Origin of the sequence: Paenibacillus tritici, from assembly GCF_018207515.1 — a bacterium.
Classification (GTDB): Bacteria; Bacillota; Bacilli; order Paenibacillales; family Paenibacillaceae; genus Paenibacillus_AQ; species Paenibacillus_AQ tritici.
In genome coordinates this window covers 694,122-709,757 of the sequence record NZ_CP073365.1, presented here as the reverse complement: position 1 = coordinate 709,757, position 15,636 = coordinate 694,122, and the positions used below count along the sequence as shown (strand labels likewise).

General features: G+C 57.0%; 9 protein-coding genes. 2 read left to right on the top strand and 7 right to left on the bottom strand.

The annotated features are described in order from the left end of the window. Window positions 1-50 precede the first annotated feature (50 nt). The 3 genes from KDC22_RS03160 to KDC22_RS03150 all read right to left on the bottom strand — a co-directional run bounded on the left by KDC22_RS03160 (window position 51) and on the right by KDC22_RS03150 (window position 5,549). Window positions 51-2,534, bottom strand: coding sequence for a DUF4129 domain-containing transglutaminase family protein (locus tag KDC22_RS03160; RefSeq protein ID WP_211722044.1), 2,484 nt, complete (start codon window positions 2,532-2,534; stop codon window positions 51-53). Beyond that, window positions 2,503-3,858 (bottom strand): DUF58 domain-containing protein, encoded by a 1,356-nt coding sequence (locus tag KDC22_RS03155; protein WP_211722043.1) that lies wholly within the window; start codon window positions 3,856-3,858, stop codon window positions 2,503-2,505. Before KDC22_RS03155 ends, KDC22_RS03160 begins: the two co-directional genes overlap by 32 nt. A 263-nt stretch (window positions 3,859-4,121) precedes the next feature. Further along, window positions 4,122-5,549 (bottom strand): polysaccharide deacetylase family protein, encoded by a 1,428-nt coding sequence (locus KDC22_RS03150; RefSeq protein ID WP_211722042.1) that lies wholly within the window; start codon window positions 5,547-5,549, stop codon window positions 4,122-4,124. 108 nt (window positions 5,550-5,657) lie between these two features. Here KDC22_RS03150 and KDC22_RS03145 point away from each other — a divergent pair, with 108 nt between their 5' ends. Further along, on the top strand, window positions 5,658-6,338 hold the full coding sequence (locus KDC22_RS03145) for a DedA family protein (protein WP_173139348.1): 681 nt from the start codon (window positions 5,658-5,660) through the stop codon (window positions 6,336-6,338). An 11-nt stretch (window positions 6,339-6,349) separates the two neighbouring features. Here the strand turns inward: KDC22_RS03145 and KDC22_RS03140 are convergent, their stop codons facing one another. Next, a complete protein-coding gene (locus KDC22_RS03140; RefSeq protein ID WP_211722041.1) occupies window positions 6,350-7,630 on the bottom strand; it encodes an MFS transporter in 1,281 nt (426 codons plus the stop codon). A gap of 133 nt (window positions 7,631-7,763) precedes the next feature. On the opposite strand from KDC22_RS03140, the gene KDC22_RS03135 reads away from it, so the two are divergent. Next, entirely contained in the window at window positions 7,764-8,726 is a 963-nt protein-coding gene (locus KDC22_RS03135; protein ID WP_211722040.1) for a helix-turn-helix transcriptional regulator, read from the top strand. Between the two features lie 68 nt (window positions 8,727-8,794). On the opposite strand, the gene KDC22_RS03130 is transcribed toward KDC22_RS03135, so the two are convergent. From KDC22_RS03130 to KDC22_RS03120, 3 genes are all read right to left on the bottom strand, one after another. Further along, window positions 8,795-10,321, bottom strand: coding sequence for a DHA2 family efflux MFS transporter permease subunit (locus KDC22_RS03130; RefSeq protein ID WP_211722039.1), 1,527 nt, complete (start codon window positions 10,319-10,321; stop codon window positions 8,795-8,797). Continuing rightward, window positions 10,318-10,770, bottom strand: coding sequence for a MarR family winged helix-turn-helix transcriptional regulator (locus tag KDC22_RS03125; protein ID WP_173139340.1), 453 nt, complete (start codon window positions 10,768-10,770; stop codon window positions 10,318-10,320). Before KDC22_RS03125 ends, KDC22_RS03130 begins: the two co-directional genes overlap by 4 nt. Window positions 10,771-11,234: 464 nt before the next feature. Next, the gene (locus KDC22_RS03120) at window positions 11,235-15,521 is read right to left on the bottom strand and encodes a 2-hydroxyacyl-CoA dehydratase (protein WP_211722038.1); all 4,287 of its coding nucleotides are present in this window, start codon (window positions 15,519-15,521) and stop codon (window positions 11,235-11,237) included. Between the last annotated feature and the right edge of the window lie 115 nt (window positions 15,522-15,636).

The following is a 15,636-nucleotide window of genomic DNA, read 5'->3' as shown; positions in this document are numbered from 1 at the left end:
GAGAAAAGCAAAGACGCCCGCTGCAATGGCAGTGAACGCCTTTTATCTGATTATGCCAGGTGGAAGGTGATCGTTAAGCACCTGGCAATGAATGCTGCTTCGTCGAGGGCACCCGAGTCCTTGGCGAGACCAGGAGCGCCGGCGCATGGCGGCGGGTGTATGCTGGCGCGCACGGGTGGAACTGCGCCAGGACTTGGCGGCTGAACTGCGCCAGGGCGCGGCGGCGAGACACCGCCGCCATGCAGCCCCCGCGCGCGCTCCGCTGGCCCGCCCGCGCGGCCGCTATACGCCAGGGTTTCCCACTGGCGTACAAAATCCCGGACGGCGCTGCGCAGCCGCCCGTCCTCGATCACCAGGGAGTCTGCGTACTCCCTGGCGGTAACCCCGGGCAGCGGCGGCCCATAGCGCGCCGCCAGCCCGTGCCAGGCCAGAGCGGCGGCGCGCAGCTGCCGCTCACGGCCAAGCCTGCCGGCGCGGCGCACCGCCGGCAGCAGGGCCAGGCTGCGCCGCCAGCGGATGGCGGCAGCCAGCAGTAGCGCCGCGGCAGCCAGCGGCGCCCGGTCCGGGCCGCCCCCCTGCGGCGGGGCGGCGATCCGAGCGTCCGCGAGCTGCGCAGCGGACAGGCGGGCCCCCGGCGGCACGGAAGCAGCCGCCGGGTTCGCCGCCGCGCCTGAAGCAGCGGCGGCGGGCCCGGAGGCCGGCGTGGGATCGAAGGGGACCCAGCCGGCGCCGGGGAAATAGACCTCGACCCAGGCGTGGGCATCGCCATCGGTCACGCTGTAGCGCCGGGGCATGGAACCCGGCACGGGAGTTCCCGGGCCGTAGCCCTGGACGTACCGGGCCGGAATGCCGCTGCTGCGCAGCAGGACCGTCATCGCAGTGGCAAAATGCACACAGTAGCCCCGCCGGGTCCCGAAGAGGAAATCGTCAGTGAAATCGGCACCGGACGGCGGCACCCGGGTCTTCAGCGAATAGGTATAACCGCTCTGCAGATACTCCGCTACGGCAGCGGCGGCATCATAACGGCTGCGCGCGGCGGCGGTGAGGTCTCCGGCCAGGGCCTTAACCCTGGACGGCAAGGCCGCAGGAAGCTGTAGATACTGGCTGCTGACCGCTTCAGGGTCTCTCCCCTCCAGCTTCCGCAACACCTCCGGGTTGCTTTCAGGCAGAACAGATTTGACGGTGTACTCCGTTACCCGAGCGGACCCGTACGTTTCCGGCAGCCGGAAGCTAAGCTTCTCCGGGTTAGCGAGCACATAGCCCAACTGGCTCCCGTCCTCCAGGCGGATGTTCTGTACATCCGCAACGCTGCCAGCGCTGAACAACGGAAGTCCGCCGGGCGAAGGCACGGCGAACTGAATCCGCTGAATCAAGGTCTGCGCTTCATCTGAGGCGGCACCTGCCAGAGCAGGCTCTGCCTCAGGAAGGCGAATCAAGTTAAGCGGTGTATAAGCGGCTCCGCTCCTAATCCAGCGGCGGCCGTCATAATATGCCATACTCTCCCCGCGCCAATAATAGGGACGGGTTGCAGTGACCGTAAAGACCGCCTCCCGACCAGGAGACAATGGCATGCCCAGTTCCCTATCTTCTGTACTGTAACCGGTGCTGCCCGTCTGAGAACCCGCAGCATCCTCCGGCCTCTGTGCTTCAGCCCAATGCTCCAGCTTATTCAGAACCGGCTGTAGCGTAACCGGGGCAGCCGGGCGCGCACCCAGCCCTTGCCCGGCTACCCAGGCCGCCAGCATCACCGTTACAGCTGCACCAAAGGCCAACATCCCCCAGCGGCCGTAAGGGAGAGCAAGGCTTCCTGTCTGCTCTTGTAGATGGAGCAATCTGCTTAATGCCCGCAGCCACAGGATCAGCCCTACGAAGACCAGCACATCACCGGATGTATTGACCGCATAGCCCATGTCCAGCATTAGCAGATACAACAGGGTAACCCCTGCGAATAATGATAAGCTTCCCCTATACAGCGCGAGCTGCTGGACCGATGAGACCAAGAGGCCCCAGCCCAGCACCAGGATCAGCAGCCTGCTGTCCTCGCTTAATGCGGAGATCCTCGCCGACAGGAGGAGGAGAGCATCTTTCCCCAGCACGGATGCGTAGGCCTTCAGCCAGCCGCTCTCTCCGCTTGCCGCGCAGAGAGTATACCAGGTCATGAAGATCAGCAGGAACTGGCCGCCTGCCTGCACAAGCCGGGGCAGCTGAATACACCCCCATGCCAGGAGTGCCGCAGCCGAGAGCATCAGAATTCGCAGAAGCTGCGTATGCTCCGTGGTCACAGCCAGTTTGTAGAGCGGCAGCAGCCACAGGACAAAGATTCCCATAATGGCCAAAGAGAACAGGCCGCGATAGTGCAGGGGGCTGCTCTCCCTTGAACCGGCGAAGCTGTTCTCTGTAGGATCTGACTTCTGCAGCCCTTCCGCTGCAAACACAATGGTTCCATGACGCCGCTGTCCGCTGCCGGAGGAGACCTGCGGACTGCCGCCATCCGGCATGACTTTAGTGGGACGAAGGTGTATCCGGAAGCCCATAATTCTCCGCCCCCTTATACCCTTGTGCAGGAGCAGCGGAGTTCAGACAATGAATACGGGCGCCGAGCCGCATCAGGCTCCCGGCAATCGTACCCGGTGAGGGTTGTCTGCTCCCGGAAGCTGCGGGATCACCCGGCCCGGACTCCGTCATTCCTCCCGGGGTCTGTCTGGTACTGCGGGACATCTCCGGTAACGTTCCTGCCGCTCCCGCCGGACTCCTCACAGGATTACCGCTGGTCTGGCTGCCTGGAGAAGGCTGATCCCAGACATAATACAGCTCCACCCGCACTCCCTGAACCAGGAAGCGGGCCATGGTTCTCGCTGACTCTTCCTCCAGCCGCCCGGTAATAACAGATACCGTCATACCGGGAATCCAGCTCTTCGATGCATCCTCCAGCAGCCTGCTGAGACTCTGTGAACCGGAGGGGGCAATCTCTGTGAGCAGATCCCGGACCCTGCCGGGAAGCTGGCCCAGCCCTTCATGTCTGGCCATTCCTTCAGGCCAGCCGCCGCTGAAGAGCTGGATGTAGCTGCTGGAGCGCTCGGCAGAGAGCAGCAGTCCCATTGCGGCCGATACCGCCTGTTCGAAGGCAGGGATCACCGCAGCACGCTGGCTGCGCGGCACATATGCACCAAATGGCACATCATAGTCCTCCGGACTGCTCGCCAGCACGATACAGTTCATCTGCCCCGCTTCACGTTCCGGCACTCGGCTCTGCAGGGTTCCCTTACGGGCGCTGCTCTTCCAGTGAATCCGGCTGAACGGGTCACCCGGCGTATAGTCGCGGATATCTGCCGCTTGCGGACTGCTGTGCTTCCCCCGTGCGGGGAGTACACGGTCACCCGGAATCAAGCCGTTATCCGGCACCGTGCCGCCCATATATAGCGCCTTCGGCAGCACCTTGAAGATCTGCTTGCCGTCCGGCTGGCAGCTGCCTGTGAACAATCCGGGCAGATCCCCCCACGCTACATTGCAGCCATGGAGCTGATGAACACCTCTGGGTACAGACAGCAATTCATAGGAATAGCTGAAGGAACGGCGGAAGCCGGGAAACACCAGCTCCTGATGGCTGCCTCCGCTCCAGTAATCGGTAATGATCATCCAGGGAAGCGGTATTCTGGAGGCAAAAGTGAGCTTCACCTCAACCACCGCAGCATCCCCGGCTGACAGCCGGTCAGGAGAAATCTTACGTTGCACGTTCACCCTCCGGGGACCGCAGAGCTGCATTAGCAGGCCGCCGCACATTATCATTCCCCCGGCCGTCAGCAGCAGCAGAAGTGATTCTCCCCCGCGCCACAGATACAGTCCTCCGGTGGCTGTCATCAGGAGCAGCATTCGCCCCCATTCTTTTACGGCACGATGGATACGTCTCCGGGGGAATACCGCGGTTTTCGGTTTCCTGTAATTGTTCTGGTCTGAATACTCTAGTGACTTCGAATCTATCAATGATGAAGAAGACAAGGAGGACACCCTTCCTATGGTCATAGACTAGCTCACTGGCGATACGCCTTCCAAGGAGCCTGTTGCTATCTATTCTTCCCATGAAAAAGGATGCCCAGACATTGAAGTGGCCGCTTTTTGCCTGCTTATGCTGCCTTAACTCTGCGTTCCTCTGCACTCACAACAGATTCCGCACCCGGATGTCCTGCCGCCTCAAGCAAAGTACGCAGAGGCACCCAGAGGGACTCCCCAAGGAGCTGCACCTGTGCCGCCTGGTACTCTGCCGTGCCGTCCAGCCGGAGAATTCCAATCTCCTGTGTCTCTGAGCTGAGCGTCACGCTGCGGCCATTCCAGATTACCGTTCCGCTGCGGGTAGCCGCATTCCAGCCCACCCGTCCGCCCAGGCGTTCAACGGTAGCGCGGAGGGGAACATAGTATTGCCCGTCCTGAACGCGGTACTCTCCGGGCTTAAGCTTGGTCTCCATTCTGCCGATCTCAAGCGCAAGATCTGTGCCGGGAGCAAACAATTGCGCATTCGGAACAATATTAGCCGATATCCAGTCTTGAGACGGCTTCCCCCGCTTCAGAGCGGCTGCCTTAGAGGACACTCTGAACTGTACCGGATCGCTCTGGGCCCCAAGAATGCCGAACGTATAACCGGCGGCCTTGTAGCGTTCAATAATGGCAGGCAGCGCTTCGGCACTTTGCCCATGGCCCGATCCGTCATGCAGCAGCAGCACCACGCTGGAGGAGGTCAGGTCGGCAACCGAAGCCTGTAGAATCTCCGCAGCCGGTACTCCGCGTCGGCGGGAATCCCCGCTGTCCACCGTCCAGTCGATCACCTCATAGCCTGCCTGCTTCAGCAGAGTGAAGTAAGTATTGTCGAAATGGCCAAAGGTACCTCCAGGAGCACGGACCAGCTGCGGACGGACGCCTGTGATCTCCCGTACCGTTTCCTCCGTTTGTTTGATTTGACGCCAAAATTCCGTGAACCCGCTATATAAATCATGATAATTATGGTTATAGGTATGATTGCCGATGGCATGTCCCTGCTCCCAGATTGCGTTGATCAGCTCCGGACGGCCTGCGGCCTGGTCACCCAGCACGAAGAAGGTAGCCTTGACTCCCTGCTCCCGCAATATGTTAAGCACCTTGGGAGTAACCGCACTCGGCCCGTCGTCAAAGGTTAAATAGACCACCCGCTTGTCCTTGCGGTGTCCGGCTTCAGGAGCAATTCCCCCGGCAGCTGCGGATATTGGTTGAGCGGAGGAAGCTGGATGATCTGCGCCTTTCGCATAAGTTGAGCTGCCGGAGATACGTGAGCGACGCGCTTCTGTCCCCGTGATCTTGACGGGCTCAGAGGGCAAATCTTGCACAGGGCCTGCCGGAGGATTATTCTTATAGAGTAGAGATAACGCACGGCCTGCTTCTGCCTGCCGGGAGAACGTGCTGTGTGAAGCAGGGGAATCCCCTTTTTCTCCATAGGCTGACACACCCAGACACAATAGTACTGCAATAACAAGCAACCCGCGGATGATCAAGCGGCGGAACGGATTTTCCCGGCATTCCTTCATCTTCTCTACCTCCAGCATTCTATTGGCGCCGTAGCGTCATTTGGTAGATTGTATGAAGACAAGCTTCAGATTAGAATTGGCGCGCAGCCTTTGGAGAGTGAAGAATCTATGGACATGCTGAAATGGATACAGGAATTGTTTGCAAGCTATGGATATAGCGTATTGTTCTTCGGGCTTTTGCTCGAATTTATTGCCCTGCCTTTTCCCGGGGAGACTACAATGGCCTTCGCCGGATTCCTGTCCTACACAGGGAGGCTGGATTTCTTCACGCTGGTGATCGTAGCCTTCATAGGGACCACAGTGGGGATGACGATTACTTATTTCATCGGACTCAAGGCAGGACTGCCTTTTATCCAGCGGTACGGCAAATGGTTCATGTTCTCTCCGGCCAAGCTGGAAAAGACTCAACGCTGGTTCGAGAAATACGGCAGTGTGCTGATCTCCATCGGTTACTTCATTCCCGGCGTGCGCCATTTCACCGGCTACTTTGCCGGCATCATCGCCCTGCCCTTCCGAAAATTCGCAATATACGCCTATAGCGGCGCCTTATTCTGGGTAGTCTTATTCCTCGGAATCGGCAAAATCTTCGGCCCGCAGTGGATGGGCATCTTCCACCTGATCGAATCCTACGCCCTTTGGATCGCTCTCGGTGTCCTGGCCATTGCCGCCGCGATTGTCATATACCGTTACCGGAACGCCATTCGTCTCCGCCTGCTGCGCCGCAAGCCGGTGGCTGTGCTGGAGACGAAGGTGGAAGTTAAGGTCAAGGAGACCTCCAAAACCCGCTGATTCTTTTCAGCTCATTCAGGCCGGGACTCCTTGTACCGCTTATTCCATTGGCTGCGAAGCAGGTAATACCCGCCCAGCAACAGCGCAATCACAGCAAAACCCGCCCCGCCCGCGAATCCCAGCATTCTGGGCTCCACAACATCAAGCAGCCATCCTGCCCCTAACATGGACAGGCCCAGCAAGGTACCGCTTACTGCCGCCAGCAGGCCGAATACGGCCGGCTGCAGCGCAGGCGGTGTCTCCCTCATCACCAGCGTATCCAGACAGGCATTGCCGGTTCCACCGGCCAAAGATAACAGAATGTACAGCATAAATGCTGTAGCGAAATGACCGCTGCCACTAATCATCATGAGCAGAAGGCCCTCGAGCAGCAGACCGCCCAGTGCTACCGCTAAGAGCCTTTTGCGGAATAAACGTCCGGCAAAGACACTCAGGCTGAGTCCGATGCCAAGCGCTGCATAGAACGCCCCCACCCCGCTGTCTCCCGCATGAAATACCTGCACCGCATATACGCTGATCAGCACATTATCCCAGCCATTGATCACCGGGACCAGCAATTCATAACACAGCACAATCTGCAGGGCCAGACTGCCTCCAAGGACTGTACGCAGCGCCCGCCGCCGTGTGCTTTGGACAGACAAACCCAAGGTAGAATTTCCGCCTTCAGTATGTAGTGCAGACTCCCAGCCTCTGTTTCCGTCAAGGTCCTGCTCAGGATAATGAATCCCCCTTATCAGCAGTCCGGCCGCCAGGAACGACACAGCATTCATCACAAAGGCCATATCAGGACCGAAATACAGCGAGACCATCCCTCCGGCGAAGGCGCCAAGAATCAGCACGCAGCCGTTCAAAAGCTGTTCCAGGCCGTTGATCCGCAGCAATTCCTCCGGCGCTGCCAGCAGCGGGATGGATGATTTGCGCACCGGACTATAGATGGCTTCACCCGCTGCCATCACAAAGCTGCCGGCATACACCAGCCACAGCATATGCTCCCCGTCGACCCAGAGCAACGACAAGGCTACCGGGACACGCAGGAAATCCACAGCCATCATGATCGTTGTGCGGGGCAGTCTGCCAGCCAGCAACCCTCCAAGCGGTGCCATGAACAGATAAGGAAGCACCCGCACGCCAAGCGATATTCCTACAGCCATTCCCGACCCGGTCAACTGAAGCACCAGGGCCAGCATGGCAATACTGCTGAAACGGTCGCCGATACCATTGATTAACCCGGCTGCAAACAGCCTTCGATAGCCTTTATTGGGTCCCGCCAGTAATCCTGCATTTGTGCTCATAACATTAGCCCCTCATTAAATTATATAAATATCTAATTAGATAATAGTATAATATACTACTGAGAGCAATGCTTTATTTCAAACAATTTGCTAAGCTTAGACTATCAACCTGAAAGAAAGCTGGTGCAAGTCTGTGAAAATAGACCGTCTCCTCTCCATAGTCATTCTGCTGCTGAACCGGCCGCTGATTCAGGCCAAGGAGCTGGCCGATATGTTCGAGGTGTCTGTACGCACGATCTACCGCGATGTAGACAGCATTAATACGGCAGGTATTCCCGTGGTCACCTATCAGGGGGCCGGGGGTGGTATCGGCCTCATGGAAGGCTACCGGCTGGACCGTAATGTTCTGTCGGAGCGTGAGCTGGCCGATATCTTCGGCGCGCTGCAAAGTATCTCCTCCTATGTCGGCGAGGGCCACCACCTGTTATTGGAGAAAATCAGCAGTGTGATCCCCCCTTCCAAGCTAGCGGCCTTCCGCAGTAAGACCACCCAGATGATCGTCGATATCTCCCCATGGGGGCAGATGGGGCCTCTGGAGGAGCGTCTTAGCCTGCTAAAAGAAGCGCTGGAGGAGGAAGTTGTTGTTACCTTTGAATACATTTCATCTGAAGGACGGGTCAGCCAGCGCACCATTGAGCCTTATACGCTGGTCCTCAAAGGGCAATCCTGGTACTTATACGGCTTCTGCACAGACCGCCGGGACTTCCGGCTCTTCAAGCTGCTGCGGATGAAGGCGCTGGTGAAGGAGCAGCGGCACTACACCCGCCAGGATATTCCGCTTAAAGAGCTGCCCTGGACCGACGGCTGGACTGAACCGCAGAATCTGCAGGCGATTACGCTGCGTTTTGCACCGGAGGGCAGACATCTTGCCGAAGAGTATTTCGACTCCGAGGAGCTTCACCCGGAGGATAACGGCGGATACACTCTTACGGTCCGCTATGCCGAGAATGACTGGCTGCTGGGCTTCCTGCTAAGCTTCGGGCCGGTCCTTGAGGTTCTTGCACCGGAGCATATCCGCCGCAGACTGGGAGAACTGGCGGAGGGCGTTGCTGCTAAATATGCGTCCAGTCTCCCGCAGCCAGATAGCCCGCGCTGAACATAACAAAAAGACGATCCGGCAACCGTTACGGTTTATGCGGATCGTCTTTTTTAACAATCATATGGTTAGGCTCTTTGCGATTTCACCAGGTTAGGCTGCGGTTCTGCGGCCTCTTCCGTCTTCAGGAAATCCGGCTGCGGCGAGGTCTTGCGGATGAACAACGCCAGCACCAGGGCAAGAACCGTCACCCAGGTAGCTACAGTGAACGCATGTGTAATCCCGTTAATCGTGGCTTCCTGTGTAAGCTTGATCATCGCTGCCTTATCGGTCTTCGATACCGCCCCGCTTACCAGTGCATCGGTAATATTACTCTTCGTACGGTTGGTCATCAGACTGACGAACAGGGCCATCCCCAGTGCGCCCCCTACAGTCCGCAGGGTATTGGACATTGCCGTACCATGTGAGGCCAGACGCTGCGGCAATTGGTTGAGACCAGCCGTTACGATGGGCATCATCAGCATGGACATTCCGAACATCCGCGCCGTATAGGTCAGGATCAGATGGGTGTACGTTGTGGTGCTGCTGATCTGGCTGAATTCCCAGGTCGTAACAGCAGTGATGGCAAGCCCGATAACCGCCAGCCATCTGGCCCCGATTTTATCGAATATAATCCCGGTGATCGGTGACATAATCCCCATCAGAATGGCGCCGGGGAGCAGCATCAGCCCGGATTCCATCGGTGTGAAGCCGCGGATGGTCTGCAGATAGATCGGCAGCAGGATCATCCCTGCATACATAGCCATGGTGACGATAATATTAATGACAGTAGTCAGGGAATACATGTTGTAACGGAAAATGCGGAATTCAAGCAGCGGCTTATCCGCTGTAAGCTCCCGCCATACGAACAGCCCAAGGGAGACAACCCCCAGGATCAGACAGAGGATTACGGTCGTGCTGCCCCAGCCGTCCGTTCCGGCATCACTGAAGCCGTACAGCAAGCCGCCGAAGCCCAGGGTCGAGAAGATTACACCCGGCTTATCCAGCTTCGGAGAGGTCAGTTTACCTACGTTCTGCATCGTCTTCATGCCGAGCAGCATCGAGAAGATCGCCAGCGGAAGCACAATGTAGAACAGCACGCGCCAGGAATAGTTCTGCACGACCCAACCGGACAAGGTAGGTCCGACTGCCGGAGCAAAAATCATCGCAACCGCCATAAGTCCCATGGCCTTGCCGCGTTCTTCAATCGGGAAGATACGCAGGAACACAATGTTCATCAGCGGCATCAGAATCCCGGCACCTACAGCCTGAATCACTCTGCCGACCATAATCATCTCAAAGCCTGTGCCGATGGCACATACCAGTGTACCTATAGAAAATAACATCATCGCGGTTGTAAACAGCTGGCGGGTCGTAAATTTCTCCACCAGATAAGCGCTGATCGGCACCAGCACACCGTTAACCAGCATGAAGCCTGTCGTCAGCCATTGGGCCGTATTGGCGAGGATATTCAGATCCTCCATCATTTTGGGCAGCGCCACATTCATCAGTGTCTGATTCAATAACGCCACGAAGGCGCCGATCAGGAGCGCAGCGATAATCGGACCTCTGCGGAACGTCTTGGACGCTGCATTATCAGCAGTAATTGTACTCATAGCTTCTTGTTGTCTCTCCCTTGTTCTAGAATTCGGATAATTTCACCGTGCAGCCGCAGCAGTTCCCCGGCATCTTCTGCAGATATATTAGCCAGCGGCTGCAGATATCTGCGCAGCGATTGTTTGCTTAACTCGCGGATTTCCTTGCCCTTCTCTGTCATTGCCAGCTTGAATATACGTCTGTCGCTCTGCGAGCGTTCTCTGGTAATCAGTCCCGCCTTCACCATCCGGTCGACCACTCCGCTTGCCGCGCTGTTGCCCAGATGCAGCAGGTCTGCAAGCTCCGTGATCCCGATATCGGGATGTGCCGACAGCTTGCGCAATACCATCAGCTGGGTGGATGTTATCTTCAGCTCTTCCGCGTCCTTCCACAACAGCTGCTGGAAATTATGGTTGATGCAGCGGAATGAGGACAGAATATCATCCAACTGCTTTTCTTTTTCCTCCAACCCTCATCCCTCCAAGTAGTATATTACACAATAATACTTCGCATACGAACTATTTTACTATCTACCTATTTATTCGTCAATGACATTTTGCAGAAAATTTCTGAAAACAAGACTATAGAAAGAGGAAATGTCGAGGTAAACCTGCGAAGGTACTGCTTTCTACTATAAGCAAGTGGATAATTGTAGTCTAATTTGTCTATATGCGAGGGCTAAACTGAAGCAAGTGGAGAAACAGCATCTATTTATGTCCATTATCGCTACTATGGGTGAAAGGGCCGAATTTAAGTGTTGTTTATCCACTTGCTGGTCTAGGAGTGTTCAAACGTGAACCAGCAGTTGGAGAAAATCCACCTGTTATCATCCCGAGCCCGACTGAGCTTGTCCCTATCCTAAGAAAAAAAGCGGGCCGGAGATATTCCGGTCCGCTTTATATTTACAGGCTGCTTGTTCGCAGGCTGCCGGTTCTATACGTGGCAGCCTACAGTGCCAGTTAACGTCGGCGCCAGCTGCGCAGCCTCGTCCGCTGACGGCTGCTTACCGCCCGCAAGGCCGCTGGCAATCGACATCATCAGCTTGATGCGGTTCGCCTGGTTCACGACGCTGACTCCGGCATCATAATCAATGGCGACTATATTCGCGCCCGGGTACAGCTCCTTCAGTCCTTTGATCATCCCGCGTCCGGTAATATGGTTCGGCAGGCAAGCGAACGGCTGAATGCAGGCAATATTATTCACGCCGTTATCCAGGAGATCCATCATTTCCGCCGTCAGGAACCAGCCTTCGCCCATCTGGTTACCGACAGACACAAGCCGGCTGGCCTTCTCGGCCAGTCCGTATATATTCTCCCGGCCTTTGGACAGTCCGGCCTGCTCCAGCGCCACCTTGACCGGCTTACGGTAGATCTCCAGATAAGAGATCAGCATGGGATTAATATATCCCAGCCGTTTGCTTTTGCCGAATTGCTCGGCCTTGTAGATCGGATTGTAGACACAATAGAATATGAAGTCCAGGAAATCAGGCATGACGGCCTCTCCGCCCTCTGCCTCGATCATGTCGATGATACGGTTATTGGCATCCGGGTGGAATTTGATCAGAATCTCCCCGACAATGCCCACCCTGGGCTTAACCGCCGGGAGGACTGCCAGCCGGGAGAACTCTGCAACAATCTCACGGGTCAGCCGCTTATACTCCCGGAATGAGAAGTTCGACAGGCTGTTCTTGCAGCGCTCCATCCCCTGGCGGAATAAGGCCTCTGCACTTCCCGGGACAGCCTCATACGGTCTGAAGCGGTGCAGCAGGCGCATCATCAGATCACCGTAACAGGCGGCAGCGATCAGGCGGTTCGCCAGCTTCAGGCTGATGCGGAAGCCAGGCTGGTTCTCCATGCCGGAGGCATTCAGGGAAATCACCGGAATCTGCTCCAGATTCGAATCCTTCAGCGCCTTGCGCAGCAGGGAGATATAATTGGTTGCCCGGCAGCCGCCGCCGGTCTGCGACATAATTACAGCGGTCCGGTCAGGATCATAATCTCCGCTTTTCAGTGCCGACAGCATCTGCCCGATCGTTACAATCGCCGGATAACACGCATCATTATTGACGTACCGGAGACCCTCCTCCGTCTCCTGCGGGCCGGTTGATTCCAGAATCTTCAAGCGGTACCCCGCATCGCGGAAAACCCGTTCGAACAGCTCGAAATGAACCGGCGACATCTGTGGAGCCAGAATGGTATAGGTATCCTTCATTTCCTTCGTGAACGGCACATTCACTTGTGTCTTGTAGAGCAGCTGCGGCTTCACTTCGCCCTTCTCACGCTCACGCATCGCCGCCTGCAAGGAACGCAGGCGAATCCGCGCGGCTCCCAGATTGCTGATCTCATCTATTTTGATCAAGGTATAGACCTTGTTGTGGCGTTCCATAATCTCCTGGACGGCATCGCAGGTAATCGCATCAATCCCGCAGCCGAAGGAGGTGAGCTGGACCAGCTCCAGGTCGTCTCTTCCTGCTGTCAGCCGGGCGGCACGGTACATCCGTGCATGGTAGGTCCACTGGTTCACTACCCCAACGTCGCCCTCACTGCGGTCCAGATGGCAGATCGAATCCTCGGTCAGCACCGCAAGCCCCATACCGGTGATCATCTCGGCAATGCCGTGGTTAATCTCAGGGTCTGCATGATAGGGATGCCCGCACAGCAGGATGCCCTTCGTCCCTGTCTCCGAGAGGAAGACAAGTGTCTCTTCGCCCTTGGTGCGCACATCGTTCTTCGCCTGATCGGCTTCCGCCAGTCCGGCCTGGACAGCAGCAGCAATCTCTTCCTTGGGCACCTCCGCAAATGTTCTTGCCAGCACCCGGGTCAACGCCGGGATATCATCGAAGGTCAGGAACGGGCTGACCAGGGGAACCCCCTGCTCCTTCAAGCCGTCCATGTTATTGCGGATCACCTCTGGATAGGAAGCCACTACCGGACAATTGAAATGATTCTGGGCCGCATCATCTTCCTTCTTCTCATATACGACTGCCGGATAAAAAATGAAGTCCACGCCTTGGCCGATCAGACTCTGCACATGCCCGTGAGCCATCTTCGCCGGATAGCAGATCGACTCCGAAGGAATCGTGTCCATGCCGCTCTCATACAGCTTCTTGCTGGACTTCGGAGACAGCACCGTCCGGTAGCGCAGCGAGGTGAAGAAGGTGTGCCAGAACGGGTAATTCTCGAACATATTCATGGTACGAGGAATTCCAACCGTCCCCCGCATTGCCGCCGCTTCAGGCAATCCTTCATAAGCGAAGAATCTCTCATATTTAAATTGCATCAGATTCGGCAGTGTGTTCTTCTCTTTCTTGCCGCCCGCCCCGCGTTCACAGCGGTTACCCGTCACATGAAAGCTCTTGTCCGGGAAGCGGCTGATCGTCAGCGCACAGTTGTTGGCGCAGCGGCTGCAGCGGCCGGGGGCAACCGAATACCGGAAGGTATCCAGCTCCTCCGGTCCCAGTATAGAGCTGACACCTTGGGCCTTAGCCTGTTCTCTGGCCATCAGGGCACAGCCATACGCGCCCATCACACCGGCGATATCGGGTCTTACCACCGTTCTTCCAGTCAGCAGCTCAAAAGCCCGCAGGACAGCTTCATTATAGAAGGTGCCGCCCTGGACTATGATATTCCGGCCCAAATCCTCGGGATTACGGATCTTGATGACCTTCTGCAGCGCATTCTTAATCACAGAGTAGGCGAGTCCGGCCGAGAGATCGGCCAGCGACGCCCCTTCCTTCTGAACCTGCTTCACCTTGGAATTCATGAACACGGTACAGCGTGAACCGAGATTCACCGGCTTCGCGGATTCGAGTGCCGCTGCGGCGAACTCCTCGATGCCAAGCTCCAGCGCAGAAGCGAAGCTCTCCAGGAAGGACCCGCAGCCTGCCGAGCAGGCTTCGTTGAGCATCAGGCTGTCGATGGCTCCTCCGCGAATCTTGATGCACTTCATATCCTGGCCGCCGATATCGAGGATAAAGTCGACCTCGGGCATGAATTTGGACGCCGCCTTGTAATGGGCTACGGTCTCCACTTCTCCGCCGTCCATCCGCAGTGCGGCCTTGACTAACCCCTCACCATAACCGGTAGCGTAAGCTCCCGCTATATAGCAGCCGGAAGGAAGCAGCCGGTAAATCTCCTTCAGCGCCTCCGTAACCGATTGCAGCGGGTTGCCTTTGTTACTCCCGTAGAAGGTATGCAGAATCTCATCCGCCGCTCCGGTAACCACCAGTTTGGTCGTGGTAGATCCAGCATCAATACCGAGATAGAGAGGTCCCTTGTGGGCAGACAGCTCCGATCGGGGTGCCTTGGCGTTACCATGGCGGAGTCTGAACCGGGCCAGATCCTCCGGTGTTCCGAACAGCGGCGCCAGCTCGGCATCCTCCGCACGGTCCTGCGAGAAGTCCACGGCTGTAATCCGTGTGATCCAGTCAGGCAGCGGCAGGAATACGGGATCAGACTGCGCAAGCGCCGAACCGATGGCAACGAAATATTGTGAGTGCTCCGGGAAGAGCACATCTTCTTCCTTAAGACCCAGTGTCTCCGTGAACCGGTCACGGAGGGCAGACAAGAAGGTCAGCGGTCCGCCCAGCAGAGCCACCCGGCCGCGAATCGGCCGTCCGCAGGCCAGGCCGCTGATCGTCTGGTTCACAATGCTCTGGAAGATCGAAGCCGCCACATCCTCGCGCCTTGCCCCTTCATTCAGCAGCGGCTGCACATCGCTTTTGGCAAACACCCCGCAGCGCGAAGCGATCGGATAGATCCGCTCATGCTTCACTGCAAGCTCATTGAGCCCGCCGGGATCGGTCTGCAGCAGCGAGGCCATCTGATCAATGAAGGCTCCGGTGCCGCCAGCGCAGGCGGTGTTCATCCGCTGCTCAATACCGCCGCTAAGATAGATTATTTTGGCATCTTCCCCGCCCAGCTCAATGGCAGTATCACACTGCGGAATCCGTTCGCTGATCGCCCGGGTACAGGCAATAACCTCCTGGACAAACGGAATCCCCCCGAGCTTGGATAAGGACAACCCGGAGGAACCGCTTACTGTGAGTGAGGCTTCACTATCGGGGAACCGCTGCTGTACAGCCGACAGGAGGGCGATCGCCGCTTTTTTGATATCGCTGAAATGACGTACATAATCCTGATGAATAATTGTATTCCGTTCCATAACAACCAATTTGGCCGTAGTTGATCCGACGTCAAGCCCAATACGCAGTATCTTCATGCCATCCCCCATACCTTGCTCCAAATTTGAAGTAATATGAGGCAACTATATCACGAGTGCGCCTGGCTAAAGCTGTTAAAAATGTAACAGACAAATACAATTAATTCCCAGCATA

What these genes read in the sequence shown, in the direction of transcription:
- KDC22_RS03140 (WP_211722041.1), bottom strand. Translation starts at nt 7,630, where the DNA reads ATGAGCACAAATGCAGGATTACTGGCGGGACCCAATAAAGGCTATCGA.
- KDC22_RS03160 (WP_211722044.1), bottom strand. Translation starts at nt 2,534, where the DNA reads ATGGGCTTCCGGATACACCTTCGTCCCACTAAAGTCATGCCGGATGGC.
- KDC22_RS03130 (WP_211722039.1), bottom strand. Translation starts at nt 10,321, where the DNA reads ATGAGTACAATTACTGCTGATAATGCAGCGTCCAAGACGTTCCGCAGA.
- KDC22_RS03155 (WP_211722043.1), bottom strand. Translation starts at nt 3,858, where the DNA reads ATGACAGCCACCGGAGGACTGTATCTGTGGCGCGGGGGAGAATCACTT.
- KDC22_RS03120 (WP_211722038.1), bottom strand. Translation starts at nt 15,521, where the DNA reads ATGAAGATACTGCGTATTGGGCTTGACGTCGGATCAACTACGGCCAAA.
- KDC22_RS03150 (WP_211722042.1), bottom strand. Translation starts at nt 5,549, where the DNA reads ATGAAGGAATGCCGGGAAAATCCGTTCCGCCGCTTGATCATCCGCGGG.
- KDC22_RS03145 (WP_173139348.1), top strand. Translation starts at nt 5,658, where the DNA reads ATGGACATGCTGAAATGGATACAGGAATTGTTTGCAAGCTATGGATAT.